This is a genomic window from Parabacteroides sp. PF5-6, assembly GCF_029504695.1.
In the GTDB taxonomy this organism is placed as follows: domain Bacteria; phylum Bacteroidota; class Bacteroidia; order Bacteroidales; family Tannerellaceae; genus QVMG01.
In genome coordinates, this window is the sequence record NZ_JAQFIN010000002.1 from 119,006 (window position 1) to 145,485 (window position 26,480).

At 49.0% G+C, this 26,480-nt stretch carries 24 protein-coding genes; 10 read left to right on the top strand and 14 right to left on the bottom strand.

Annotated features, from left to right (window positions below; genetic code table 11):
- Positions 1 to 76: 76 nt before the first annotated feature.
- Positions 77 to 997 carry a virulence RhuM family protein gene (locus tag M2133_RS02565; RefSeq protein WP_277464402.1) on the bottom strand — a complete coding sequence of 307 codons (921 nt, stop codon included), beginning with the start codon at positions 995 to 997 and terminating at the stop codon, positions 77 to 79.
- A gap of 288 nt (positions 998 to 1,285) precedes the next feature.
- On the opposite strand from M2133_RS02565, the gene M2133_RS02570 reads away from it, so the two are divergent.
- Positions 1,286 to 1,696 (top strand): DUF4332 domain-containing protein, encoded by a 411-nt coding sequence (locus M2133_RS02570; RefSeq protein WP_277464403.1) that lies wholly within the window; start codon positions 1,286 to 1,288, stop codon positions 1,694 to 1,696.
- A gap of 117 nt (positions 1,697 to 1,813) precedes the next feature.
- Here M2133_RS02570 and M2133_RS02575 read toward each other — a convergent pair whose 3' ends face one another.
- Both M2133_RS02575 and hflX read right to left on the bottom strand, forming a co-directional pair.
- Positions 1,814 to 3,799 carry a DUF4954 family protein gene (locus M2133_RS02575; RefSeq protein WP_277464404.1) on the bottom strand — a complete coding sequence of 662 codons (1,986 nt, stop codon included), beginning with the start codon at positions 3,797 to 3,799 and terminating at the stop codon, positions 1,814 to 1,816.
- The gene (hflX, locus tag M2133_RS02580; RefSeq protein WP_277464405.1) at positions 3,796 to 5,016 is read right to left on the bottom strand and encodes a GTPase HflX; all 1,221 of its coding nucleotides are present in this window, start codon (positions 5,014 to 5,016) and stop codon (positions 3,796 to 3,798) included. Before hflX ends, M2133_RS02575 begins: the two co-directional genes overlap by 4 nt.
- 71 nt (positions 5,017 to 5,087) lie before the next feature.
- Here hflX and M2133_RS02585 point away from each other — a divergent pair, with 71 nt between their 5' ends.
- Together M2133_RS02585 and M2133_RS02590 are read left to right on the top strand one after the other, a co-directional pair.
- A complete protein-coding gene (locus M2133_RS02585; RefSeq protein WP_277464406.1) occupies positions 5,088 to 6,899 on the top strand; it encodes a T9SS type A sorting domain-containing protein in 1,812 nt (603 codons plus the stop codon).
- Between the two features lie 53 nt (positions 6,900 to 6,952).
- Entirely contained in the window at positions 6,953 to 7,165 is a 213-nt protein-coding gene (locus M2133_RS02590) for a hypothetical protein (protein WP_277464407.1), read from the top strand.
- Between the two features lie 49 nt (positions 7,166 to 7,214).
- Here M2133_RS02590 and M2133_RS02595 read toward each other — a convergent pair whose 3' ends face one another.
- The 4 genes from M2133_RS02595 to M2133_RS02610 all read right to left on the bottom strand — a co-directional run bounded on the left by M2133_RS02595 (position 7,215) and on the right by M2133_RS02610 (position 13,388).
- Positions 7,215 to 10,769: a tetratricopeptide repeat protein gene (locus tag M2133_RS02595; RefSeq protein WP_277464408.1), complete on the bottom strand. Its 3,555-nt coding sequence runs from the start codon at positions 10,767 to 10,769 to the stop codon at positions 7,215 to 7,217.
- 43 nt (positions 10,770 to 10,812) lie between these two features.
- Positions 10,813 to 11,637 carry a metal ABC transporter permease gene (locus M2133_RS02600; RefSeq protein WP_277464409.1) on the bottom strand — a complete coding sequence of 275 codons (825 nt, stop codon included), beginning with the start codon at positions 11,635 to 11,637 and terminating at the stop codon, positions 10,813 to 10,815.
- Positions 11,638 to 11,720: 83 nt separating this feature from the next.
- The gene (locus tag M2133_RS02605; protein ID WP_277464410.1) at positions 11,721 to 12,137 is read right to left on the bottom strand and encodes a phospholipase; all 417 of its coding nucleotides are present in this window, start codon (positions 12,135 to 12,137) and stop codon (positions 11,721 to 11,723) included.
- A gap of 21 nt (positions 12,138 to 12,158) precedes the next feature.
- A complete protein-coding gene (locus M2133_RS02610; RefSeq protein WP_277464411.1) occupies positions 12,159 to 13,388 on the bottom strand; it encodes a 3-phosphoshikimate 1-carboxyvinyltransferase in 1,230 nt (409 codons plus the stop codon).
- 372 nt (positions 13,389 to 13,760) lie between these two features.
- Here M2133_RS02610 and M2133_RS02615 point away from each other — a divergent pair, with 372 nt between their 5' ends.
- From M2133_RS02615 to M2133_RS02630, 4 genes are all read left to right on the top strand, one after another.
- The gene (locus tag M2133_RS02615) at positions 13,761 to 14,495 is read left to right on the top strand and encodes a NigD-like protein (RefSeq protein ID WP_277464412.1); all 735 of its coding nucleotides are present in this window, start codon (positions 13,761 to 13,763) and stop codon (positions 14,493 to 14,495) included.
- Between the two features lie 134 nt (positions 14,496 to 14,629).
- Positions 14,630 to 15,178 carry a sigma-70 family RNA polymerase sigma factor gene (locus M2133_RS02620; RefSeq protein WP_277464413.1) on the top strand — a complete coding sequence of 183 codons (549 nt, stop codon included), beginning with the start codon at positions 14,630 to 14,632 and terminating at the stop codon, positions 15,176 to 15,178.
- A complete protein-coding gene (locus tag M2133_RS02625) occupies positions 15,166 to 15,684 on the top strand; it encodes a hypothetical protein (RefSeq protein ID WP_277464414.1) in 519 nt (172 codons plus the stop codon). Before M2133_RS02620 ends, M2133_RS02625 begins: the two co-directional genes overlap by 13 nt.
- A gap of 13 nt (positions 15,685 to 15,697) precedes the next feature.
- Positions 15,698 to 16,780, top strand: a complete 1,083-nt coding sequence (locus M2133_RS02630) for a DUF4097 family beta strand repeat-containing protein (RefSeq protein WP_277464415.1) — start codon at positions 15,698 to 15,700, stop codon at positions 16,778 to 16,780.
- 114 nt (positions 16,781 to 16,894) lie between these two features.
- Here M2133_RS02630 and M2133_RS02635 read toward each other — a convergent pair whose 3' ends face one another.
- From M2133_RS02635 to M2133_RS02665, 7 genes are all read right to left on the bottom strand, one after another.
- Positions 16,895 to 17,272, bottom strand: coding sequence for a hypothetical protein (locus M2133_RS02635; RefSeq protein ID WP_277464416.1), 378 nt, complete (start codon positions 17,270 to 17,272; stop codon positions 16,895 to 16,897).
- The gene (locus M2133_RS02640) at positions 17,269 to 17,832 is read right to left on the bottom strand and encodes an RNA polymerase sigma factor (protein WP_277464417.1); all 564 of its coding nucleotides are present in this window, start codon (positions 17,830 to 17,832) and stop codon (positions 17,269 to 17,271) included. Before M2133_RS02640 ends, M2133_RS02635 begins: the two co-directional genes overlap by 4 nt.
- A 20-nt stretch (positions 17,833 to 17,852) precedes the next feature.
- On the bottom strand, positions 17,853 to 18,245 hold the full coding sequence (locus M2133_RS02645; protein WP_277464418.1) for a DUF6249 domain-containing protein: 393 nt from the start codon (positions 18,243 to 18,245) through the stop codon (positions 17,853 to 17,855).
- Between the two features lie 173 nt (positions 18,246 to 18,418).
- On the bottom strand, positions 18,419 to 20,077 hold the full coding sequence (locus M2133_RS02650) for a Gfo/Idh/MocA family oxidoreductase (protein WP_277464419.1): 1,659 nt from the start codon (positions 20,075 to 20,077) through the stop codon (positions 18,419 to 18,421).
- Between the two features lie 7 nt (positions 20,078 to 20,084).
- Positions 20,085 to 20,591, bottom strand: a complete 507-nt coding sequence (locus M2133_RS02655; protein WP_277464420.1) for a DoxX family membrane protein — start codon at positions 20,589 to 20,591, stop codon at positions 20,085 to 20,087.
- A gap of 168 nt (positions 20,592 to 20,759) precedes the next feature.
- Positions 20,760 to 21,605 (bottom strand): DUF1080 domain-containing protein, encoded by an 846-nt coding sequence (locus M2133_RS02660; RefSeq protein ID WP_277464421.1) that lies wholly within the window; start codon positions 21,603 to 21,605, stop codon positions 20,760 to 20,762.
- A gap of 32 nt (positions 21,606 to 21,637) precedes the next feature.
- Entirely contained in the window at positions 21,638 to 23,119 is a 1,482-nt protein-coding gene (locus tag M2133_RS02665; protein ID WP_277464422.1) for a Gfo/Idh/MocA family oxidoreductase, read from the bottom strand.
- 299 nt (positions 23,120 to 23,418) lie between these two features.
- On the opposite strand from M2133_RS02665, the gene M2133_RS02670 reads away from it, so the two are divergent.
- From M2133_RS02670 to M2133_RS02680, 3 genes are all read left to right on the top strand, one after another.
- Positions 23,419 to 23,646, top strand: a complete 228-nt coding sequence (locus M2133_RS02670) for a DUF4492 domain-containing protein (protein ID WP_277464423.1) — start codon at positions 23,419 to 23,421, stop codon at positions 23,644 to 23,646.
- A 12-nt stretch (positions 23,647 to 23,658) separates the two neighbouring features.
- The gene (locus M2133_RS02675; RefSeq protein WP_277464424.1) at positions 23,659 to 25,212 is read left to right on the top strand and encodes a cytochrome ubiquinol oxidase subunit I; all 1,554 of its coding nucleotides are present in this window, start codon (positions 23,659 to 23,661) and stop codon (positions 25,210 to 25,212) included.
- 89 nt (positions 25,213 to 25,301) lie between these two features.
- Positions 25,302 to 26,450, top strand: coding sequence for a cytochrome d ubiquinol oxidase subunit II (locus M2133_RS02680; protein ID WP_277464425.1), 1,149 nt, complete (start codon positions 25,302 to 25,304; stop codon positions 26,448 to 26,450).
- The last annotated feature ends 30 nt before the right edge of the window (positions 26,451 to 26,480 follow it).

The following is a 26,480-nucleotide window of genomic DNA, read 5'->3' on the forward strand; positions in this document are numbered from 1 at the left end:
AAACGCAGATGAATAAAGGAAAGTACAAACACGGTGAAGGGTGAAAGGGCAGGTAAAAACTTTTATGTGTAGGTACTTACTCCTCTTTATCTCCCTTATCCGTCAGCTTTTTGATTTCTTTGTCGAAGTCGGAGATGATTTTTTGCGTTTTGTTGAACGCATGGTATTCAGTTTCCGCCTTTCGGTCGGCTTGCTGTTTTGAGATCTTTCCTTTGTCTTTCAGAATTTGGTATTTCCGGAAAGACAGAAACTCATTCACACTCATCGAAAACTCTTCCATAGTAAATGTATTCTCGCGTTCGACCAGGTCTTCGATATAATCGAAATAACCGGTGACGGCTCTTTCCAGACGACGGATCTCCGTTTCCTGAAGATAATTCTTAGCCACCTTCGTATCGGCTTTCAGGATCCGTCCATCGGGAGAATGCTTCCAGGTCGTCAAGCCCATGTTTTCAGCGTTTCGATCGGCTTTGGTATAAATAATTTCTGCGGCTGTCTGTCCCGTGATGGCATAGTGGAACTTATTCTGCACCATTGCATAAAAGTCATGCGTAAGGGTAGAATCTCTATCATAATCAATACTACACTCCGCAAAGATATCGGTTATCTGTTGCCAAATACGCCGTTCACTGGCACGAATGGAACGTACACGGTCTAATAATTCCCGGAAATAATCTTTTCCGAAAGCGGTTTTACCTTGTTTCAATCGTTCGTCATCCAAGACAAACCCTTTTGTAATAAACTCTTTCAGGGTTTGAGTAGTCCAGATACGAAATGCTGTAGCCCGTTTGGAATTAACCCGATAGCCTACAGCAATAATCATATCAAGGTTATAAAACTGTGTTTCTATTGCTTGTGTCTTGCCAGCTATGGCGCCGTGTTGAGTGGTTATTTCCATAATGGAAACAGCCACTTTCTCATCCAGTTCACCTTCGGCAAAAATATTCTTGATATGCTTACTTATAGCAGGAACTCCCACACCAAACAACTCTGACATGGCTTTTTGAGTCAGCCAAAGCGTTTCATCCTTTACCACCACATTTACTTTTACATCTTCCTGCGGTGTAGTATAAAGCAGCCGAAAAAACAAACTCTGCCAAAAGTTTGTCGGGTTTAATCAAAAAATGATATATTTGTGGACGGGGATTTTGTTTTGTCTGATCACCTTTGTGGTGCGTCTGACAGGACAGATCCCTTTTTTTGTTTATTAATGGAGACCAGAAACCATTTCAAAAACGGGGCGAATCCTGAAAAGCCTTATGAGTAAGGAGATTTATTAACGATTATGGCTAATTATAAAATTGAAGAGATCGAAGGAATTGGTCCGGTATTGGGAGAGAAATGCAGACAAGCAGGTGTAACGTCAACAGACAAGCTGTTGGAAATGGGTGCAACGAAAAAAGGGAGAAAAGAGCTGGCAGAAGCGACCGGTATCTCTGAAGCGAAGATCCTGAAGTTTGTCAATATGGCCGATCTGTTCCGGATCACCGGAGTAGGCCAGGAATTCTCTGAATTATTGGAAGCTGCCGGAGTGGACACGGTTCCTGAGTTAGCACAAAGAAGACCGGATAATCTAACGGCTAAAATGGAAGAAGTAAACGCCGAAAAGAAACTGACTCGCCGTACCCCTTCCCTGGCGGAAGTAGAAAAATGGGTAGCGGAAGCTAAAACACTATCCAGAGTGATCGAGTATTGATTGCCTGAAAACGTAAACATTCACCCGCTTCTTTATCGTCGCCTTCTTCGTTTGCTTGAAACAGAAAGGCGGCATAAGGGAAGCGGGTGATCTGTTTTAGGGAGCCTGCCGATAAATTCAGGAAGTAGCTTCCAGCCTTTCGATCAGTTCGTTGCCTAAGGCTTCTTTGCTGCGGATATGTGCGGTGACGGCGACGACGAAGGGGTTATTCTCGAAATCGCCCCGGACACCGGCGAAGTCTTTCTGCTTCTCGTCCGACGTGCCATCCACGCCAAAGCCGGTCATCGCGGTCAGAGAGAATTCTTTGCGGGCATCTTCGTAAAGCAGGTGATCCAGATCGACGACGGCCGCCTGCCAGTCGCGCACCAGAGCAATAACTTGCGAGAAACTTACGGCAGACAGATCGACACCATAATACTGTTCGATCGCCTGATAGGCCCAGGTCCATTCCAGGTCGTAATAGCGTTGATGGATCTCTCGAAAGCGTTGTTCGATAGCGTCTAAAGAGTGCTTTCCGGCTTCGATCTCCGAGAGCAACTGCTCCAATAGTTTGCGCGGCAGGATCAATCCGGAGAGATCGAGCCACTCTCCTACGCCATCCGGCTCGGTGATCTGCAAACGCTTCCGAAGGTCGTCCGTATCGGCGAAAACATCGCCTTCCAGTCTTTGTATCAAGGAATTACCCAGGAATTTGCGGATAGCCATATCGTAAAGCTTCATGCCTTTACATAACGAAGAATATTTGATCCGGGCGTTCTGGTAGTAATAGACATCCGACGTCTCGCCCGCCAGCTTTTGCAGATTGGCCAGTATCTCTTTGGCTCTGATCATCTTGCCGATCGTATAGGGACTGAGCAGGTTGTAATTGATCGGATCCAACAGATCGTCGTCTTCCCGCTTGTCGCGCTTGGGCCATTTCTGCGCATCGCGGATCGTACCCACACTGCGCAGGTTTACCCCGGGCATCAGGTAGGTCTCATCACCTTTCTCGATCAGATAAGAGAACGGGATATCGGAAGTATCGCTATGGTGGTGATGCCGTCCCATGACCAACGAGAAGGCACCGATCCGTGCCGGCCATAAGATATACGAATCACTGGTGGTTTTCGATCCCCGTTCGACAATGCCCTGATGGATAGGCCCCAGTTTATACATGTGATTGCTTTGATTCGATCCGCTGCCCGCGTTCAGGAAAGAGAACATACCGGCGATCAACAAACTGCTTTTATGCATCGAGACGGTGAACGGACCGGCAAAGATCGCACAGGCCTCGCCGTTCTCGAAAGAGCAATTGCTGAAAAGAAGCGAATCATGGGCCGAGAAGTTATGGGAGATATGGCAGGCCTGGCCGATAAAGCAACGGATAATCTTGGCGGCATCCGACACGGTAGCCCCCGAAGAGACGATAAAGTCTTGCGCAATCACACTGTCGCCGATATAAACCGGGGCTTTGCCGTTACTGTTGATCGCTCCGTTCTCCAGGCGCGTACTGTTTTCCACGACCGCGCAATCGCCTATCCGCACATTGCGGATCGTACCGGCGTTGCGGATCACCACATTCCGCCCGATCGTGCCCCGACTCGAAGTGACACGCTCCGCATACCGGTGAACCAATAAATGCAGCGCTTCGATCAGCGCCGGCCGGTGGCGGTAAAGCGCCATGATATAAGCTGTCGGAGCAGAGAGGTGATCGTAGATCATCACTTCCCTGCCCCCGGTTTCATTCAAGACCGAGACCGCCACATTATTCCCGAAAGAGGAAATCCCTTCTACCAGCAACAGATCCGTATTTTGTATCCGCGCACCGGAAGCGATGTCGTAATTGGCGATATAATCCCGGATATTCTCGATCAACACATTATTGCCGACCGCACAATTGTGCAAGGTCGCCCGATAAATACCGCTATGCTTCACCACCCCTCCGGGAAGCAAAAACTCTTTTTCGAAAACACCCAACCGGATCGTGCCCGAGAAATGCACCTGATGGATATAAGCCGGTGTAAACGCCTCGGCTACGAAAATACAATCCCAATCTTCGGCCAAACATCCTTGTATTTCCAATTGAGCGACTTCTTCCAAACGTAAATTCCGCTCTGCTTTCATTCTTCGCCTTCTTCGTAGTGTTGAAACAGGAAATCGTTGTAGGGGAAACGGGTGATATGGATTTCTTTTACCCGTTGATACAGGAGTTCTTTCAATGCTTCCACATTGGTCTTTTGCCGGGCGGAGATAAAGACCGTATTCTCCGGCTGTTTGTTCATCCAGGTTTGTTGCAATTCGTCCAGGTCGATATTCTCCCGGCCGCGGGGCGTCAGATCGTCTTCGTCTTTGGGCACGAACGTGAAAGCATCGATCTTATTAAAGACCATAAGCATAGGTTTCTCCGTGCCGTCGATCTCGGTCAGCGTTTTGTTTACCACCTCGATCTGCTCTTCGAAGTCGGGATGAGAGATATCTACCACATGCACCAGGAGATCCGCTTCGCGCACCTCATCGAGTGTCGACTTAAACGATTCGACCAGCTCGGTGGGCAGTTTGCGAATGAAGCCGACCGTATCGGAAAGCAGGAAAGGCAGGTTCTCGACAATCACCTTGCGGACCGTCGTATCCAGGGTAGCAAAGAGTTTGTTTTCGGCAAAGACTTCGCTCTTACTCAAGAGATTCATCAGGGTCGACTTGCCTACATTGGTATAGCCCACCAGGGCGACACGCACCATCTTGCCCCGGTTCTTCCGTTGCACGCTCTTCTGTTTATCGATGGCAATCAGTTCTTTCTTCAACAAAGCGATCTTATCCTGGATGATCCGTTTGTCGGTCTCCAACTGGGTTTCACCCGGTCCACGCATCATCGCGCTCCCCCCTCTCTGCCTTTCGAGGTGAGTCCACAAACGCGTCAGGCGGGGTAACATATATTGATACTGTGCCAGTTCCACCTGCGTCTTGGCATGTGCCGTCTGCGCCCGCAAAGCAAAGATATCCAGGATCAGGCTCGTCCGGTCCAGGATACGGACCTGTAGCTCTTTTTCGATATTGCGTAATTGCTTGGGGGAGAGTTCATCGTCGAAGACCACCTGTCCGACCTCATTCTCAACCACATATTCTTTGATCTCCTGCAGCTTGCCGGAGCCCACAAAGGTGACCGGATGCGCATGATCCAACTTCTGCGTAAATCGTTTGACGGCATCCATCCCGGCTGTCTCCGCCAGGAAAGCCAGTTCATCTAAATATTCTTTTACCCGCTGCTCATTCTGCGTCGGGGTCACTAAGCCTACTAAAACCGCTTTCTCGGTCTGGTTCTCAGAAATTATAAAATCTTTCATGCCGCAAAGATAGTTTATTTCAATTATTTCACTATATTTGTGGGAGTTAGAAATCCAAAAACCGGATAATTATGAAAACAAAAAAGGCTATCCCCCGTTTTTACCTGCTCTTGGTATTATTGCTCCTTTTGATTTACAAGCATTCCCCGGCACAGGATATAAATCCTTCGACCTGGCAGTCTTTCGTGGCGGGCAGTTCCAACCCAACGGTTCGGGATACGTTCAAGGTGCAAGCATTTACAGCGACCCCTTCCCACGATGAATGGGCGTATCAAGCGACCGGTAACACCGTTTTATTCAACCCCGCCGACGAAGGCATTCCCGACGCGCCGGATGGGGGTGCCTTACGGATGAATCCGGACAGCCGGTTCAAGGTAGTCCTCCCCTCCTTCGAGGGACATACAGATGTCCTTATTGAAGTCATCTACGCAGCCTGGAAAGTGAAACCCGGGGAAAACCTGTATATCTCGACGGAAAGAGAGAAAGAATCTTTAAACAAAAAAGTGTACCTGGTTCCGCCCGCAGCGAATTATTCACGTTCCTTCACGGAAAGGAAAGAAGAAAGCATAGCCAAGATCTCTTCTATACGAATCATCAATAACCCAACCACTTTTCAACTGGATGCCTCGCGGATAAGCGAGATATCCGAAGGCTTCTATGCATTGGACAGTGCTTATGCGCATGGATATATCAAAGCATTCTCCTTGTTCACCGGCACTGGCCTGTGGAAAGAGACAGCCAGATGGAGCCATCAGCCCGCTTTTCGCCATCGTAATGCGTTGATAAACGGGACGGCTACGATCGATAGCCCGGTCGCCTGCAACCAGATCTTCCTGGGTAACGGTGTATTAGACATCGCCGCCGATCAACAGCTGGATATAAACAAACTCATATTCTGCGGAGAAGAAGCAGCCCTCTGTTCAGCCGGAGAGGTGAATATCAAAGAAGAGGTTTCTGTTCACTACAGATTCCCGGCAAAGGGATGTTGGTATTTTATCTCTTTCCCTTTCGATGTTTATCCCCAAGGGATCGATCCCGGCTTTACCTGGAAAGATAATACCCCCAACGACGGCGGAGATTACTTCTACCTGCATACGTATAACGGAAACAAACGCGGCCAAAACAACCAGGCCGAAAGCAACTGGGAAATCATTCCACCCACAGCGGAAGAAGACCGGCCGGTTTTTGAAAAAGGGAAAGGCTATCTTATCGCTTTGGACGAAAAGGCGAATAAACAGACCCTCACTTTCTCCTCCATGCCGGGCGCAGTCTCTCCCGACTTTGGCAAAACCGGCAAACTGTCTATCCCTCTGACCGCTCCGCCTTCCTCCGGCAAGGATCACCGGGGATGGTACCTATGCGGCAATCCTCTTCCCTGCCCTCTCCCGACCCGGTTATTAGCGTCTACCGATCTTGACGGTTTTATCTATATCTATAACGGCGACGGATACGAAGCCTATCCGTTGGATGAAGATCATGCCATCCCGCCTTTCTCCGCTTTTTTTGTGAAAGCAAAGAAAACGACAGAGATAGAGATCCACTCTTCGGCTATTACCCAAAGCAACATCATACTCCCACAATCCAAACCTTTGTACAACACAAAGGCAGAACCCCGCACCTCCGGTTCCACCGTATCCTCAGTGTCTTCTCCCGTAATTAAACGACCAAACTGTTATCTGAATGCGAACTCTCTCTTTTTAGAGGAGCTGCTCATGCCAGGTGTTGTGTACCTTTGGGACATCGGAGGACGATTGTATTGGAAGGAGGAAGTGGATGCCGGTTCATCCGTCATCCACTTTCCTTCGGCCTTGCCTCCCGGGAGTTACATCATCCGGGTGGATACAAAACGCTTTACATACCAATACAAATTGGTTTGGGACTAATTCTTTTCCGAATAATTATTTATATTTGCAAAGTACCATTTGAACTTCAGAAGATGAAAAGAATAAATATCATTAGCATTGCGTTACTGATATATTTAGTTGTAATGAGTGTAATCGGTTGGCCGGGGGGAAACAGTGCCAACCTGACGTACACCGAGTATTTTTGTATGATCGGAGCCACTTTGGTCATTATCGCTTTACTGCGTTTGGTACAGATCAAACGTTTGAAGGCGCGAGGCAAGTGGAAAGACGACAACAACGAGTGAACTAAAACGACGGAGCCCTGATGAGTGATCATCGGGGCTCTCTTTTTTACTACCGTTTCCGGCTTTTCGCTTTGGCTCTTGCTTCGGCTTCGCGGGCACGGCGGGCTTCGGTCTGCGCTTTTTCTTTCTCTTTCAGTTTGCGCTGGTATTCCCGTTCCCGTTCTTTGCGCTCTTTCTCGCGCTGCTTGAGGCGTGCCTTATATTCTTTTTCTTTCTTCGCCTGGAGTTCGCGTTGGGCTTTCTCTTTCGCTTTGCGGTCGGCCTCGGCTTGTTTTAGTTTCGCCTTGCGATCCAACTCCTGCTTTTTCTCCTGCTCCGCTTTGGCTTTCAACAGAGCTTCGTCTTCCGCTTTTTGCTTCTTCAAGAGTTCTTCACGTTCCCGGGCTTGCTGTATCTTCAACTCCTGTTCAGCTTTCTCTTCCGCTTCTTTCGCCAGGCGTATTTCTTCTTCGCGGGCCGCTTTCTCTTCCGCTTCCCGTTTACGTATCTCTTCTATCTCTTTAAGTGTAAGACCCTGATCTTCTACGGGTGGTTGATAAACCGGAACCGTATCGGTCGGAACGGGCACGATCTCCTGACGAATGGTATCTGCCGGAAGTACAGTTGTTGAATCCACCGGCGTCAATACTTCTTCCGGTTTTTCGATTACTTCTTCTTCGGCTTCTTTCCGCTCCTCCGCAACAGGAGGTATTACAACTTCTTCGGCCTCTTTCCGATCTTCCGCAACAGGAGGTGTTACCATTTCTTCTTTGGCGCCGGCTTCCGCTTCAGCCTCTTCTTCGGCTTCTTCTTCGTCGGCATCCTTGCGTATATGCCAGCGGGCAATCACATCGGGATAGGCTTCGCCATAGGTTTCTTCGAAGAAGGCAACGTATTCATCCAATGTTTTACCGCGCATCAACGTCTCATAATTGTCTTCCGAGATCGGGAATGCCGATACGTCGCGGTTCAATGCCGTCGCATAGCCTTCCGGTTCGTAGATCATCTTATAATACTGCATGATCTCATCGAAATGATAGAATCCGGTGATCATCAGCATCGTCACAGGGCCTGCCTCTTCAAACGAGAGATCGACCTCTTTGACCAGGAAGTTGGCGAAGTTATAGGCCGCCACGGCAAACAATAACTGGTTACGGTCGAGGCTTCCGGTCGGGAAGACCAGCATCATCCGGTAGGGCAGATTCTTTTCTGCCGTAAAGACGCGGGCGGAGTCGGCTGCTGAGAGTTCACCCTCGCCTCCGAAACGCAGGTTCCAGGTCATGCCTCTCACACTTCCCTGCACCAGGGCACGTCCGCGCAAGACGCCTTTCAGCATCTCGCCCGCCAGTTCACTCACATCCGCTTTCGGGTATTTATCCAATAAGGTCTTCAAGGCTTCCTTGAACCCTTCGACATCGGCCGTCTCCACATACGTCAGGGCATCGAGGAACATAAACTTCGGCATCAGTTTGGCTAACGGATATTTCTCGCTCACCTCTTTATAGTTGCGGCGTACCGTATTTACATCTCCCGCCAGGTAACGGTCGTAGGTCGTCTGATAGATCGAATCCTGAACGACATCCATCATGCGGACATTGTATTCATAATCCGGATCGGCCACCGCCACGGCATAGTCGGAATCCGGATATGCCTGTATCAGTTTGTCTTTGTATTCGTTTGCCAACGCCGTATTACCCAGGCGGAGCGCCATCAAAAAGATCTGATAATAAGTCTCCTGCCGGTGTTCGTTCTCCGGGAAGCGGTTGTTCAATTCTTCCAGCCCTTTAATCGCCAACGAGAGATCTTCCAGTTTGTCTTTATAGATCATACCCATATGGAAGAGACCGTCAACGATAATCACATTGGAAGCTTCTATATCTTCGGGGGTAAGCGGCAATTGCTGGATGTAGTATTCGCGGGATTTGGGGTCATCCGCCAGATCCGGTCCAAGCTCTCCGCCGGCAGCGTCTCCGGCAACCGGATTACCCTCGGCATCAACCGCCGGTGGTGTTTCCGTTTCGGCCACACCCTCCGCTTCCGTCGGTTCTTCAAACGTAGACATGGCTTTCTTCGCACGCCGCCAGTCGTCTTCCAACGCTCTTCGTCCCCACCGGCGCTGGAACTGTGTCTTTCCCTGCGCTACCAGTTGCGGACTATAAAAATAGAAAGAGCCGTCGCTCCCGGCCGTAGGCAGTTGAATGCCCCCCGTTTCTTGCTGTTCAAGACCCGATCCCTGCGCCTCCTGCTCGGCCAGGTAGGCTTCGCGATCCGCGTTTTCTTTCGCTTCTTTTTCTTCTTTGATCACCTGTTCGATGATCTTATCGATCACCGCCAGCCGTTCTTCTTCGGGCATACGCGCAAGGGTCTGTAAGCTATCCTGCAGGTGAACCGCCTCGGCATGGATCACCAGCTCGTCCAATACGGACGACAATTTCGCCACCCGCTCGTAGTCTTTGTATTGTTTCTGAATGCCCGCCAATGCGCCGCTGAAATGGGGCTGTGCTTTGATATAATCTCCTTGCGTGAAATAGATATCCCCCACCCGGATCTGGGCAATCGCTTTATCCATCCCGTTCTGGGTGCTCTTGGCTACCGCCAGTTCGTAGTTTTCAATGGCATGCAAGGTGTCTTCCTGATTGATATAGATATTCCCGATGGCATAATACACCTGATCGAGGTAGTCTTTGTTTTTGTCGCTGCGCGCCATGCGTTCCAATTGTTTGACCATCTTCATGTAATTGCTTCCGGTAAACACTTCCGTCTGGCGGATACGGGCGGCAAACTCGAGTTCATAAGGCGGATTGGCGCGCGCCACCTTACTGAACATATCGTACGCCATACCATTCAACCCCTGGTCGATATAGATCTGCCCCAGGAGATAACGCATACGCGTACGCTGTAACTTATTCTTTTCGTTCTTGATCGCCTGCTGCAGGTAAGGGATTGCCTCTTCGAAACGCTGCTCCTTGATCAGGTAGTCGGCATTCACGGCGGCATACTGCTTCAGGTTCTTCTTCGGGATGCCGTTAATGTTCAGCTTCTTCAATATATCTTCCGACTCAAACAGCCAGCCCATCTCCGCATAGGAACGGGCTTGCCAGAGGCGGGCTTCGGTCGCCACCTCGAGATCCGTCGCGTAGTGGCGGGCGATATACGAGAAGGTCGCCGCCGCCTGCAGGAAATCGGCATTATAGAACTGCCCCTGCCCCAGCATCAGCCAACTGTTTTTCAGGAAAGGATTGTATTCTTCTTTTTCTTGTATGGCAACCTGTTTCGGATCGTTTCGCCAGCCGGGCTTCTTCTCGGGTTTGACTTTGATGGAATGGAGTTTGATGGCTTTGTTGCTCTTCTCGATCGCCCGGTCGAAAGGGCCTCCGGGTGTCGCTTTGTCTTTCGGCTGGGCGCTGATCGGATACATCAGGATTCGGTCCGTATAGCTCTCTTTGTAGTTCTTCTGCATGGCGTCGAGGCTCTCATCGAACGAGACTTTCCCGTTGTAATAGATATTGTAACGCGTCGTAAAAGAATGATAGAATCGGCTCGCCTTGGTGTTCTTCTGCGTACTGCACGACCAAAGCAAGAGAAACGTAAACGAAGAGAGTATAAAGTAAAAGCCTTTTTTCATTATTCTTTAATAGCCGTTAGAAGATGGAACGAACTTCTATCTTCTATCTTCTACCTTCTATCTTCAAACGTAGATGCACCGCTTTTATTGCTTTAGCCAATAAAAAGAGAACGACTAAAACCAGGATGATAAAAGCGCCGGAAGGGATATTAAACAGATAAGAGCAAAACAGGCCGGCCACGCAGCCCAGAAAGCCAATAGCGATGCTGCCCCAGACGATCTTCCGGAAGTCGGAAGTAAACGTATTCATCGTGATCTGCGGAAGCGTCAACAGGCTCATCAACAGCATAATGCCCACCAGCCGGATAGAGAGTACAATCGTAACGGCAATAAAGAACATCATCACGTATTCGACCGTGCGCACCGGCAGTCCCTGCGTATGGGCAAAGTCGCGATCGAAAGCCACAAACATGATCTCCCGCAGAAACAAAGAGAAGAAAAGAACCAGGCAAAACGCCAGAACACCGATCCACAGGATATCCGTCAGCGCGATCGTCAGGATATTACCGAAGAGGAAAGCCGACAGGTTGGGCGCGTATCCGGGCGTCAGGAAGATAAAGATCACCCCCAACGCCATGCCCAGCGACCAGACCCCGGCAATCGCCGAATCTTCGCGCACGTTCTGCGTCTTGCTCACCCACTCCACGCCGAAAGCCGAGAGTACGGAAAAGAGCATCGCCATCCCGATCGGATTGGTGCCCAGATAGAAGCCCAAGCCCAAGCCGCCGAACGAAGCATGCGTAATGCCCCCGCTGATAAACACCAGCCGCCGCGTCACCACATACGTGCCGACCATGCCGCAGGCTATCGCCGTCAATAGGCTACCGATCAGAGCATGCTGAAAAAAAGTATAGTGTAGTATCTCCATAAATTACGAATTACGAATTACGAATTAAAAATTACATCTTGCGAACAACCATTCGTAATTCGTAATTTTTAATTCGTAATTGTTTATAACCTTCTCTCCCCGACAATCAAAAACGCCTCATCCTTCAAAAGGTCAGGCAGTTCGATGCCTCGCAATTGCAAACTGCGCAGCCAACCGGCCACTTCCGTATCCCGCAGGGTGTACAGTACTTCCTGAAACTCCGACACCGCCTCTTCCGCATAGGCATCACCGGCCACGCCACGGAAACGGTCCAGGTCTTCATCTTCATAATACTCGATCTTTTTGCTTACGGCAGCCAATAGGCTGTCGCGCTCGCACACCTCATGCGCACCGCAACATTCATCCGGGATCTCCTGTATCTCAGGCATTGCCGCAATCTCTCCCCGTTCCAGCATCCGCTCGAACTTCTTATTGCGAAAATAACCCATCACGGCAGCCACTACGCCCAAGGCGATTAATCCGATAATCAAATAGAACACGACTTATGTAATGATTAATTATTAATTATCAATTAGTTGAAAGCCGGCGGCTTTCAGATCTTCCCAATAGTTCGGGTAGCTCTTGCTGACCACGCCCGGATCTGCAATCCGGATGCCTTCCGGCCGCTTCAGGGCGATCGGGGCAAAAGCCATAGCCATCCGATGATCTTCATAGGTGGCGATCACAGGATCGGGCTCCGGCTCACAGCGTTCGCCGTCCCATTCCAAGATACTATCCGCCGTATCCTTTAAGACATAACCCAACTTATGCATCTCTGTTTTCAACGCTTTTATCCGATCAGTCTCTTTGATCTTCAGGCTCTGCAAACCGGTAAAGCGAAAGGGGATTTGCATAAAGACACAGGTCACGACAAAGGTCTGCGCCAGATCCGGTTCGTTGACAAAGTCATACACCAGCTTACGGCAACTATTGCCATTCGACTTCAACAACACGCCCCGCGAAGTATAGGTCGTCCCGACGCCTAATTGCGCAAAAAGCGCGGCACCGGCAGCGTCGCCCTGCGTACTTTTCTTAAACAAACCCAAGAGTTCGATTTCCGATCCCCGCGACAAAGCCATAAGAGCATACCAATAGGAAGCGGCACTCCAGTCGGACTCCACCGTAAAAGGCACCGGCCGATATTCCTGCGGCCGCACGCGGATCGTCTGCCCGTTCCATTCGGCGCGCACGCCGAACTCTTCCATCAACTGCAGGGTCATCCGGATATACGGTTTGGAGATCACCGTTCCTTCCAAATGCAAGGTGATCCCTTTCTCCGTCAACGGAGCGATCATCAACAAAGCGGAAATATATTGCGAGCTGACCGTGCCCGGCAAAGCGATCTCGCCACCCTGCAAAGCGCTGCCATAGATACGCAAAGGCGGATAGCCCTCCTTCTCCATATACTCTACACGCGCGCCCAAGCTATTCAAGGCATCGACCAGAATCTTGATCGGACGGTTACGCATCCGCTCCGTACCGGTAATGGTCCACTGCCCGACAATCTTCGAAAGGAAAGCCGTCAGGAAGCGCATCGCCGTACCCGCCGCTTTGATATCAAAATGGGTATCATTCGACTGCAACGCCCGAACCATCACCTCCGTATCATCGCATTCCGCCAGGTTTTGAACCCCATACGCACTATAACTTAACGCATTCAGGATCAACACACGATTACTTATGCTCTTGGATGCCGGCAGTCGGACGGAAGCCCGCACAGGCCCTTCAGGTGCCAGAATTCTATAATTCATCTTTGCCTCAACTAGTATAAGATGCAAAGTTACGCTTTTTTTATCGCTTTCTCCATCCATTTCTCCCCCTGTTTTTTCAGCACGTATAAGACACAGTAAATGAACGAATTGCAAGGAGTAGTTATTTGTTGATAATTATCAACAGATTTGTTGATAGTTATCAACAAACAAATACTCCCGGCATTAAGGAAAAACATTCTCGCCGATCCGGCTTGAAGTAGGCGCCGCTTTGCGGATCGAGAGGGCAGAGGGATAGAAGGGATAGACGCTTTAACTTTTTTTATATTTTAAGATTGCAGCCTTTCGGGATGAACCCACATCTTCCTTTATGTAAAGAATAAGAAATTAAGAGTTTAGAAGATGAGGATGACGATGAAAAGGATGAAAATCTTTGTGCTGACGGTTGGTTTGTTGAGCATGTCTCTTCTTTTCAATTCCTGTTTGGATGATGATGGCTACTCGCTGGGGAAATACTGGTTAGGCGTAGCAACGGTTGAATCGCTGGAGAACAGCCAGCATTATTTCAAACTGGATGACGGGACAAGTTTATGGCCGGCGGCCGGTTCCTACCTGGGACACAATTTGAATGAAGGTCAAAGGGCATGGTTGAATTATACGATATTGAGTGATTCTTTATCCGGATTCGACCATTACGTGAAAGTAAACGGAGTAGATCCGATCCTGACCAAAAAGATAGCCGAGGATCTGGGCGAAAAGAACGATTCCGTATACGGGATCGATCCGATCAAAGTAGAGGATATCTGGATTGGCGATGGCTATCTGAATATGATCTTTGCTTTTAATTACGGAGGAGCGAAAAGGCATTTTGTCAATCTGTTGCCGGCGGGCGATCAAGCGGAGGCCTACCAGCTTGAATTCAGGCATAATGCGTATGATGATCCTCCACTGACTTCGGTACCGAGTATTGTATGTTTTGATTTATCCGGCCTGCCGGATACAGAAGGGGAAACCGTGAAGTTGACAGTCAAAGTGAAAACGTTTAGTGGCGACAAAACGTACGAGCTGGATTACAATTCGGACAAGGAACTGATAACGGATAGAGATCCGTCGGGTTTCGATATAGAGAACTTTGAAAGGGTTAACTGAAAACCTTCCCACATAACTTTTATTTTTATCATTTAGTTCAGGGAGAGAGGCGTCGCGATGATGCCTCTTTTTTTTTGTACTTTTACTTCGCCAGATGCAACGTTCGTCCGGCAGTTGCGTATATATAAATGAACATGGAGAGAGCAACGTTACAACTCATTGATTCTTGCCGGCGGGGAAGTCGCAGCGCGCAGATGAGCCTTTACAATCAATACGCCCGGTTATTGTATTTCGCTTGTTTACGCATTATCGGCAATGCCCCGGAAGCGGAAGAAGCGATGCAGGACAGCTTTCTGAAGATCTTTACGCGGCTGGATCAATACCATGACGGACAATGCTTCGAAGCGTGGATACACCGGATTGCCGTGCATACGGCGATCGACTACGTGCGCCGGCAGACGCCGGAGATGGAAGAGCTTTCCGCCAACCATGCCGAAACGGAACCGGAGGAAGCCATGGATGAAGAAGAGATAGCCTACTCCGTTCAGCAAATCAAAGAGGCGAGCCTCAAACTGCCGGCGGGTTACCGGGTTATCCTCTCGCTCTACCTCTTTGAAGGCTATGATATGGAAGAGATTGCTTCCATCCTGGAGATTAAGCCGCCAAGCGTGCGAAGCCAGTATCTTCGCGCCAAGCGTAAACTTTTAGAACTTATTCAAGCGAATGGATCATGGATAAATTAAAACAATTCATCGACGAACACCGACAGGAGTTTGACGATTTCGAACTGCCCGAAGGGCATCTCGCTCGTTTTGAAAAGAAACTGCCTCGGCGGGCAAAACGGCATACGCTTTGGTATACAGTCTATGGCGTAGCTGCCGCAGCTTGTATCGCCCTGTTTATCCTGTTCAAACCGTCGACCGACCTGTTCATGGACGACGACGACCCGACGGCCAATGTATGCGAGATCGAAGAGCTGCAGCTCTATTACACCATGCAGATCAATGAAGTCCTGGCGCGGATCGAAGCCGCCGATGAAGAAACGACTTCATACAAATCGGCCCAACTGGTGCAAGCCTCCCGCAAGGTAGTAAGCGACAGTGGCCGCTTTGAAGAAGAGATCCTGCCTACCCTGCCCTGCTCGGAAGAGGGAATCTATGTGATCAACCAGCATTACAGCAACAGCCTGCGCAGCCTGCAGATCATGCTCGATCAGATAGGATACGAAGAACAACACACAATAAATTAATACACATCAACACATGAACGCAAGAGAATCATTCCAAAAGATACGCACCTATATCAGCGTATTTATCCTGTTATTACTCGGAACGTCTTATGCCTCAGCTGAAGGTTTTGCTGCGGCAAGCGAGAAGAAGGAAGAGATCGTCAGGACATTCAAAGTCGGTTCGTCCGACAATCTTGCTATCGACAATCGCTATGGCGATGTCACCGTCACCCATTGGGAGAAGAACGAAGTGGAGATCAAAGTCGTCATTGAAGCCCGAGCCAATACGGACAAACGCGCGGAAGAATTATTGACTTATGTCAGTATTGCCATTGGACAGACAGGCAATAGGGTCTTCGGCGAAACATCGATGAAGCGCTTCGGTGGGACAAAGAACAATGAGCGGCTGCGAATCAACTATTACATCAGTAAGCCATCGAAGATGAAGCCATCGATCGGACTGCATTACGGCAACGTAAACCTGCCACCCGAGAACGATGCGCGTACCGCCCTGGAAGTGAAATACGGGAATATCAACGCCGGCAACTTCAGTGAAGACCTGGCCATCGAATGCGACTACGGCAATATCACCCTGGGCAACCTCAACCGGGCGGTGATGGAACTGGCGTATTGCGGAAAGATAAATATCGGTAATGCGAAAGAACTGACGATCGAAAGTGATTATTCGAATGGAGAGATCAAAGATGTCGGACAGTTAAACCTGGAGATCGACTATGGCAACCTCAACCTGGGAACGGTCGGCATCGCCAATGTCGAAGCGGATTACAGCAATCTGAATATCCAAAGACTGGAGAAACACCTCTACGCAGAATACTCCTACGGCAATATCGCGGTCCGGGATGTGGCTCCTACATTCACCGATATCAAAGTCGACGGCACGTTCGGCAACCTGACCCTGACCCTTCCGGCAGACCTGGCTTTCGAAGTCGTTGCCCACGATATGAAGTTTGCCAAATACGACATTGCCAAACGCTTCAACGCGCAGACCACCAAAAACGATCACAACTATACATCGAAGATCAACAATGGGCATTCCTCGCGTAAGATCTTCTTCGATGGGAACAACTACGGCAACCTAATAATCAAAGCAGAATAAAAAGAAGTAAGAACATATTGCACACAGATTACACAGATCAAACAGATGACCGCAGATATATTTATTAATTAAATAGTATCTGCGGTCATCTGTTTGATCTGTGTTGTCTGTATATTAATCATGTTCTTTTGATTTCATTCTTTTCTGCAGCCATTTGTCTAACTGCCCAAAGAGGAAGAAGAAAGAGATGCCGGCGGCGAAAGTGAGGAATATCGGGAACGCCTGCATAAGTTCCGGGCTGAGCAGCTCGATTTCAGCGGGATTCATAAATAGGAAATAGATCGCTCCCAAGGCCAAAACGAGATAAACCAAAAGAATGCCAGCCAATCCATTCAACGACGGGAGCTTTTGCATTGTGATCTTTTGATTCAGTTTCTTTTCTTTCATCACGGCCGACAGGATCCGGCCCATCAGCAAAGAGGACGGCTGCTCGGCAGTTCCTTGCAGCAATTCACGTGTCAGCTTATCAATTTTTGGATCTTCTGCATTCATAATATAGGGGTTGTTTCTTTTTGCATCATGCGTTGTATCGTTTCGTAGAATTGCTTGCGCGCCCGAAACAGTTTCGTTTTCACATTCGGGAGGCTCAGCCCGGTAATCTGATGGATATCCTCCACCGAGCACTCTTCCAGGTAATAAAGGGTCAAGAGTGTAGCGTTGTCGGCCGGCATCTTTTCCAGTACCCGGGCAATCATTTCTTTTCGGTCTTCCCGTTCCAGGAGAGAGAGAGCCGAATCTGTTTCATCATCGGTCAGGGCGGTTGCTCCGGCCTCTTCGAAGCGGACAAAGCTACGCCGGCTCTTATGGGCGGAGAGCGCCGTATGGTAGATAATACGGTAGAACCAGGTCGAGAATTTACTCCCGAACTGGAACCCCGGCAAGGCACGATACATCTTGACGAATGCATCCTGCACCACCTCTTCCGCCTCTTCGCGATTTTCCATGATCCGAAAAGCCAGGGTATAGGCCATCTTTTCGTACTTCGCTACCAAGAGAGAAAAAGATTGCATATCCCCGGCTCGGATCTGTTCGATCCACCTTTGCTCGTCCATCCGGCTCCTTCCTATTGTCCTTAGATTTGTTTGTCTTGCATTTCTTCCCTTTTCTGAATCGAACGGGCCAGGAAGAAATAGACCACAAAGGCAACTCCGCCGAACAGGATAGCCATCGTCGGGATGGTCAGGTCGAACCAATCACCGACATTCATTACCGGTCCCATCCAGATCGCGACAATGACTCCCAGAGCCAGGCCGATCATAAAAAGACCGTTGCGCAATGCCGGATAGCGGTTAGGACTCTTTTCCGGCTTTGCCGGTTCTTCCAGAATAACTCCACTGCGAATCATTTCCATCCGTTCTTCATGCCGGGCTCTGATCCTTTGCACAAAGATCACCCACGCGGCGGCTACAGGCAGTCCGATTGCACATATCACGCCGAGAATTGCGACTACGATACCATCATCCATCTTGTTTCAATTTTTAATTGTGAATACTCGCTTTTACAGATAAGACCAGTGGTATTGAAATTTGGTTACAAAGAAATGTGTTTTTTTTGACAAGAAGTGACCAAACCTTGTTATAAAACAAAAGGGTATATCCAAACAACTTGATATACCCTTCTTCGTATCTGTTTATTTCCTTAAACGATCTCGCCCCGGACAATCTCTTCCTTATCCGGATCCCAATACATCGTTCGGCCTTCCAGGTAAGCACGCGTACCCATGTGGGCCGTCATGGCTTCTTCGAAAGCCTGGTCGATGCCACAGCTTGGAGTTTTACCCTGGCGGATACACTCCAGCCATTCGCGGATATGGAGATGGGTTGTGTCGTAGCGCTTGCCGTTGACATAGGTATAGAGCAAACCGCGTTTGGCAAAGTACAGTTCGGTAGCCGAAGTGACCGTATCCGACGAGTTCTGCCCCGGCACATAGGAATAGAACGGGGCATCGGTCGGGATCACGCCCTGCTGTATCTTCTGCGCATAACGTTGCGAGTCGCGGTCGACACTGACTTCCAATATATTGGAGACCTCCATCGAAGCATCCGTTCCCATAAAGACTTTACCCCGGTTGCGTGAGCTGGCCAACGTGGCGCTATACAGCATGGTCATATTGTTCTTCGGGAATTCGAATGTCGTTTGCAAGACATCCGGCACGGTCCGCCCGTCCTTGAAGAAATAAACGCCACCGGAAGAGGTCGCCGAATGCGGAATGCCCACGTGCATGATCTGGTTGACCGCATCATATTCATGCGTCAAGAGGTCGCCCGACAATCCGGTGCTATAATCCCACCAGCAACGCCAGCGAAAGAAACGTTCCAGACTGAATTTATGGCGTTCTTCCGGACCGACATAACGTTCCAACCCGTAGGTTTTCATATAATCCATATATTCTTTCACCCGCTCTTCCGGACCTTCGAACTGCCGCCAGTCGATCGTTGTCGGATTGGCGCCTTCGATAATATCATACACCCAGGCGCCATTCGGAGAGTTCCGGTTGGTACAGACTTCGATCAGATTGACATTTCCCAATAGTCCGTTTCCGATAATCTCTTCCGCCTTCTGGTAGCAATCGGTTTGTCGGCCCTGATGTCCCAACTGGAACACCACACCGGTCTGCTTGATCACTTCACGCACCCGGTAGGTCTCGGGCACAGTCCAGGACAAAGGTTTTTCGACATACACATGTTTGCCTGCCCGTGCCGCATCCATCGCCATTGTGCTATGCCAGTGGTCGGGCGTGGCAATGATCACCGCGTCGATATCATCCGCAGCCAGCAGTTCCTGGTAATAGCGGTAACGTTTCGGTTCTTTCCCAAACTTACCATTGCTTCCTTCCCGATGAATATTGGCACCGGCCAGAACGGCGGCATCCCCATACACATCGAAGATATCACAGACACCGTTCACCACGATATTCAGGTCGTCCTGCTCAAGGTATTGCTGATACCGGCTGTCGTTTTTATTGTTCTTCGCATCCCGGATACGGTCATCGATCCAGGAAGGTTCGGCAAAGCCTGCCGCGCGGAGTAACTGTTTGCCCCGGATCCCGAAACCGATGATCCCGATACGGATCTGCTTGCCGTCGGGTTGGGGTTCCAGGAAGCTCGCCTGCCGGTTGCTCAGACTGAATACATCCGAGATATTCCGGTCGCGCAAGGCATCTTTTCTTTTTTGGTAAACACCATAAGCCATTGCTCCCAATACAGGGACAGTAGCCAGTGTCTTCAAGGCATCCCGGCGTCCTTTGTCGGGTTGTTGGCCTTGTTCATTCGATTGTTTATTCTTTTCTTCTGCCATTCGTGTATCAGATTAATTTATAGTTGACAAATGCCGGCACCTTCCGGGCCAGGAAACGATCAAACCCGATAATCCGGGAGGTGGGGAAAACACAGAGTAATCCCAACGCCGCCAATTCGACCAGGTTCTTATCGATCCACAAATAGGATCCTTCGAACGGCATCAAATAGTCGGCCCCGATGAAAGAGGGGTGAGAAAGGGTGTACATGAGTAGCAGAAGCATCCCGCCTATGGAAGATAAGCGGTAGAGAATGCCTAAGGTCAGGCCTAAACCAACCAAAAGCAGGGCCCATTCATTCGCCAGATTGATAAAAGTCATCAACCCTTCATGTTGAGTCAGACTGATAAAAAACGACGCGGCCGGTCCTTTCGAGTCTAAAAGGTAAGGAAGAGATGTCCAGTGCGGATTCATCAGTTTAACCAAACCTTCATACATAAAATGCCAGCCGATAAAGAGGCGCACCAGCATAAGCCAGGTCAGTTGCGCCCCGGAATAACATTGATCTTTTTTCATTTCATTATGTCTAAAAAAATTGAGTCTAAATTGAGTTCACTATATCATATAGTAAGGATTGGATAAAGAAATACCCGAAGCGACTAACGATAGTGGCTTCGGGTATTTAAGGTTATAAAGCTAAGCCCCGGATCCGCACTACGGCGTGATTCGAGGCCAATACTTCTTTTAGTCTAAAATTTTCACTTTCAGGTTACGGAACCAAACATCATCACCATGATCCTGGAAAGCGATAAAGCCTTCACGGTTCGGACCACCGCAATTCATCAACAGTTCGTAAGCCAACGGCCAGGCTTCTTTGCTGAACTTACTGTTATCCAGCATTTCTTTCCATTGGTTGGTCCACAAGTGATATTCCACTACCGCTTCGTCGTTCTGGTAATAAACGACCGTTCCTTTGTAGCAAAGGATCTTACCTTTATTCCATTCGCCGAAAGGTTTGGAATTCTGCGGTTTCGCCGGAAGCATGTCATACAAAGAAGCAGACATACGGTTGCCGCTCTTTCCCAACTTGGCATCCGGGTGGTTCTCATTATCCAACACCTGATATTCCGGAGAAGAAATATAAGAAGGTTGATCTTCTACTTCCTGTACCAGGATAAAGATACCGGAGTTGGAACCTTTCGCCACTTTCCATTCGAATTCGAACTCGAAGTTTTTCAGCTTAGAAGCAAAGATCAGGTCACCTCCGTCACCGTCCTGGGCTTCACCGCCACCGGTTCCGTTGAATTTGATCGCACCGTTATCGATGGTCCAGCGAGTAGGCACTTCCGTTTTGTTGTATCCTCTCCAGCCGTTGAAGGTTTTACCATCAAAGATAGTGAACCAGCCATCCGCATCTTTCGGGAAAGTCGCGATATCGACTGTCGGAAGATTCAATAACGTGTATTCAGGAACTTCAGCGGTTGCTTCGGCAGCTTCGGTAGCTTGGTTTTCCGCATTCTTCTTTCCGCCACAAGCGGTAAGGCAAAAGGCAAAAGCAGCTACACTTGCAAATACTAATAACTTTTTCATGCTTAATATCATTTAATTAATACAAATAGGGATTATCGAGGCATGTCAACCAGATTCCAACCGGCACGGTAGTTGTGCTTGATCAATTCTTCAGCAAATGCTGCGGCGTTGATCGGGTCGGTATAATCTTTGTTGAATGACGGGTGACCATCTTTAATGGTGAAACCATCGCGGATAACGATCTTGATCTCTTCGTTGCTGCCGATATTGGTGAACTTCATGTTCTGACCATCCCATTGCAATTCTTTGTTCAGGTTCTGCAGACGAACAGCCAGTACACCCATAACCACCATTTCGTTGAACGGACCGGCTTCGGAGAAGTCAGATTTCGTCATCACGCGGTTTGCCGGGCTTTCTTTACAAGCGCGGATCCAGTCTTGTTCGTGACCGCCACCCATAGCATTTTCAACGCGACGGCATACCTTCGGCGCATTCGGTTTGCGTCCGGAAAGCAACCAGGGACGTACACCGTAGCAACCGCAGATCAATGTATCTTTCGTTCCGTGGAAGATTACGCAACCACCATCGTCGTTCATGTTCTTTCCGGCTGGCCATCCTTCCGGCATATCGGGTTTCAAACCACCGTCGTACCAATGTACTTCCACTTCCGGCATAGCTACCTTCGGCATATTGTCGCGAGCGGGGAATACCAGTTTCACGTGTTGTGCCTGCGGAGCGCAGTCTCTCAACAACAGCGTAGAAGAACCTTGTACTTTCGTCGGATAACCCAGCTGCAAGCCTTTGAATACCGGATGCAGGATATGACAAGCCATATCGCCTAACGCGCCTGTACCATACGCCCACCAGCCACGCCAGTTCCACGGGTGATAGATATTATTGAACGGTTTCAACTCAGCCGGACCGGTAAACAGATCCCAGTTCAATGTAGAAGGAATTTTATCCGCTTTTTCCGGAGTCATCAGACCTTGCGGCCAGATCGGACGGTCGGTAAACGCTTCCACTTTAGTTACTTCACCGATTTCACCATTCCAGATCCATTCGCACACCTGGTCAACACCTTCAGCAGAAGAACCCTGGTTACCCATTTGAGTAGCCACCTTATGTTTCGCGGCCAGTTTAGTAAGCAAACGAGATTCGTATACCGAGTGAGTCAACGGTTTCTGCGTATAAGCATGTTTGCCCATAGCGATCGCATCAGCAGTGATAATAGCATGTGTATGGTCTGCTGTTGCTACCATAACCGCATCGATAGATTTGCCCATTTCATCGTACATCTTACGATAATCCCAATACTTCTTAGCCTGGGCGTAATTGTCGAATACTTTCTTGGAGTACTTCCAATCCACATCGCAAAGAGCAACAATATTTTCTGTTGCCATGTGACGCAGGTTAGCGTTACCCATACCTCCGATACCAATACCGGCGATATTCAATTTGTCAGTCGGAGCTGTGTAGCCATGACTTTTTCCTAAAATAGTACTGGGAGCAATGGTAAAAGCTGCTGCAGCAGCAGTCCCTCTTTGAAGAAATGATCTTCTTGAAATGTTAGACATAGTAATAATACTTTTATAGATTAGCACTTAATAATATAAATCTGGTCTAAAAACGCCCATTCCTTGGGCAAACTGACGCAAATATAGGGATTGCTGTGTGAATCACAAATCACACACCGGGCTTTCTCTTCTAAAATAAACATTTTTAACACGTAAGCTCCCTTCCCGGCGAATTTCCCCGGACGAATACAGATTTTTTTTTAGCCTATCCCCCAAAATGCCAGAACTAAAATTACGTCACGTTTGTTTCATCTAAAGAGGGGGCGTTTGCGGATCGCAAACGCAGAAAGAAATAGATTATGAAAAAAGAACCCGTAGCGATACAAATATACAAATTCTACCTGGAAGGTTTCAAGCGCATGACATGGGGCAAAACCCTATGGCTTATCATCCTGGTCAAACTGTTTATCATGTTTGTAATTCTCAAGATCTTCTTCTTTCCCAGATTCTTAGGACGCTTTGACTCCTCAAACGAGAAACAAGACTATGTATCCAACGAACTTATTGAACGCGCAATCACACCTTAAAAACACTTATATATGATTGAGACTATTGACACTTCGTTAATCGATTGGTCGAGAGCGCAATTTGCGCTAACGGCAATGTATCATTGGTTGTTTGTTCCGCTTACATTAGGGCTTGGCGTTGTCCAGGCGATTATGGAAACAATCTACTACAAAACAGGGAATGAATTTTGGAAAAGAACGGCACAGTTCTGGATGAAGCTGTTCGGGATTAATTTTGCGATCGGCGTAGCGACCGGCCTGATCCTGGAGTTTGAATTCGGGACCAACTGGTCGAACTACAGCTGGTTTGTCGGCGATATTTTCGGCGCGCCGCTTGCCATCGAAGGGATACTGGCCTTCTTTATGGAGGCGACCTTTATCGCGGTGATGTTCTTCGGATGGAATAAAGTAAGTAAAGGATTCCACCTGGCCTCGACCTGGCTGACCATCGTCGGCGCCACGCTGTCGGCCTACTGGATTCTGGTGGCCAACGCCTGGATGCAATATCCGGTGGGCATGGGATTCAACCCGGACACCGTACGCAACGAGATGGTCGACTTCTGGGCGGTAGCACTCTCGCCGGTTGCGATCAACAAATTCTTTCACTCGGTCTTATCCGGCTGGGTCCTGGGAGGCGTATTCGTTGTCGGCGTCAGCAGTTGGTACCTGCTCAAAAAGCGTAACGTAGCATTCTCCTTGGCCAGCATCAAGATCGGGGCGATCTTCGGTTTGGTTGCTTCGGTATTGATAGCCTGGACCGGCGACGGCTCAGCATACGAGGTTGCCCAGAAGCAACCCATGAAATTGGCCGCGATGGAAGGTCTTTACGAAGGAGGGAACGGAGTCGGACTGGTCGGCATCGCCCTGCTTAACCCGGAGAAGACGAAATACAATGACGACACAGATCCTTTTATCTTTAATATTCAAATCCCCAAGCTCCTCTCCTTCCTGGCCGAAAGGGATCTGAATGCCTATGTGCCCGGGATCCGTAACCTGATAGAAGGAGGATATACGACCACGGAGGGCATAGTCGCCCTATCCGCACAAGAAAAAATCGAACGGGGCAAAAAAGCGATCAAGGCCTTGTCGGACTACAAAATAGCCGTCAAAAGCAAAGACAACGAAGCCGCCGCCCTGCACCGGGCAGCGTTGGATGAAAACTTCGAGTATTTCGGTTACGGATATATCCGTGAGGTATCGGAACTGATCCCGAACGTCGCCCTGACCTTCTATTCGTTCCGCATCATGGTGATCCTGGGTGGGTATTTCATCCTGCTCTTTATCCTGGCGATCTGGTTCGAACGCAAAGGACAGATGAAGAACTGGCGCTGGTTCCAGTATGTCTGTTTGTGGAGCATCCCGCTGGGATATATAGCCGGACAAGCCGGATGGGTTGTTGCCGAAGTCGGACGACAACCCTGGGCGATCCAGGATATCCTGCCGGTCGGTGCCTCGATCTCCAAACTGGAAACAAGCGCCGTACAAACCACCTTCTTCATCTTCCTGATCCTCTTCACCGTGCTTTTGATTGCCGAGATCGGCATCATGCTCAAGGCGATCAAGAAAGGGCCGGAGGTTAATGAATAAAATTATAAATTATAGATTGTAAATTGTAAGGCGTTGACAATGGCGCGCTTTGGCTTACAATTTATAATAACAATTAACAATTAGAAAACATGGATACATACAATATATTACAACATTACTGGTGGTTTCTGATCTCCTTATTGGGAGCCTTATTGGTCTTCCTGCTTTTCGTGCAAGGCGGACAATCCTTATTGTTCACGATGGGCAAGACAGAGATACAACAAAAGATGATGCTCAACTCCACCGGGCGCAAATGGGAATTCACTTTTACGACATTGGTAACCTTCGGCGGCGCTTTCTTTGCCTCTTTCCCCCTTTTCTACTCGACGAGCTTCGGCGGCGCCTACTGGGTTTGGATCTTGATCTTATTGTGCTTCGTGATTCAAGCCGTATCGTATGAATATCAAGCAAAGAAAGGGAACCTCTTAGGCAAAAAGACCTACCGCGCCTTCCTCTGGATCAACGGCGTACTGGGCCCGATCCTCTTAGGCACAGCCGTCGGCACCTTCTTCCATGGAGCAGAATTTGTCGTCAACAAAGAACAGATCACCGACATCGCCATGCCGGTCATCTCCACCTGGGCAAACCCCTGGCACGGGCTCGAAGCGGTTTTAGTCATCTGGAATGTCGTACTCGGCTTAGCCTTGTTTTTCCTTGCCCGAGTATTGGCATTATTGTACTTTATCAATAACATCGAAGACAACGACCTGATCCCGCGCTGCCGCAAACGGCTGATCCCGGAGACCGGACTTTTCCTCGTGTTCTTCCTTGCGTTCCTGATTCACCTGATACTGGCCGATGGATTTGCCGTGCATCCGGATACAGGCGAAGTCTTTATGCAACCCTATAAATACCTGAACAACCTGATCGAGATGCCGGCCGTTTTAGTCGTTCTCCTGATCGGTGTGGTCGGTGTACTGTTTGGCATTATCCAGTCCATCCTTTCTTCGGCATGGAAAAAAGGAATCTGGTTCGCGGGAACCGGAACCGTACTGACGGTTTTGGCTCTTCTGCTCTGCGCCGGCTGGAATCATACGGCTTATTACCCTTCGGCCGTCGATCTTCAAAGCTCGCTGACCATCGAAAACAGCTCATCCAGCTTCTTCACCCTGAAGGTAATGAGTTATGTCTCTTTATTGATCCCCTTCGTCCTGGCCTATATCTTCTACGCCTGGCGTTCGCTGGATCTTAGAAAGATCAACACCAAAGAGATGGAAGAAAGCGATCACACCTATTAATCACAACCCCTTACCGTTCAAGGGCTTTCA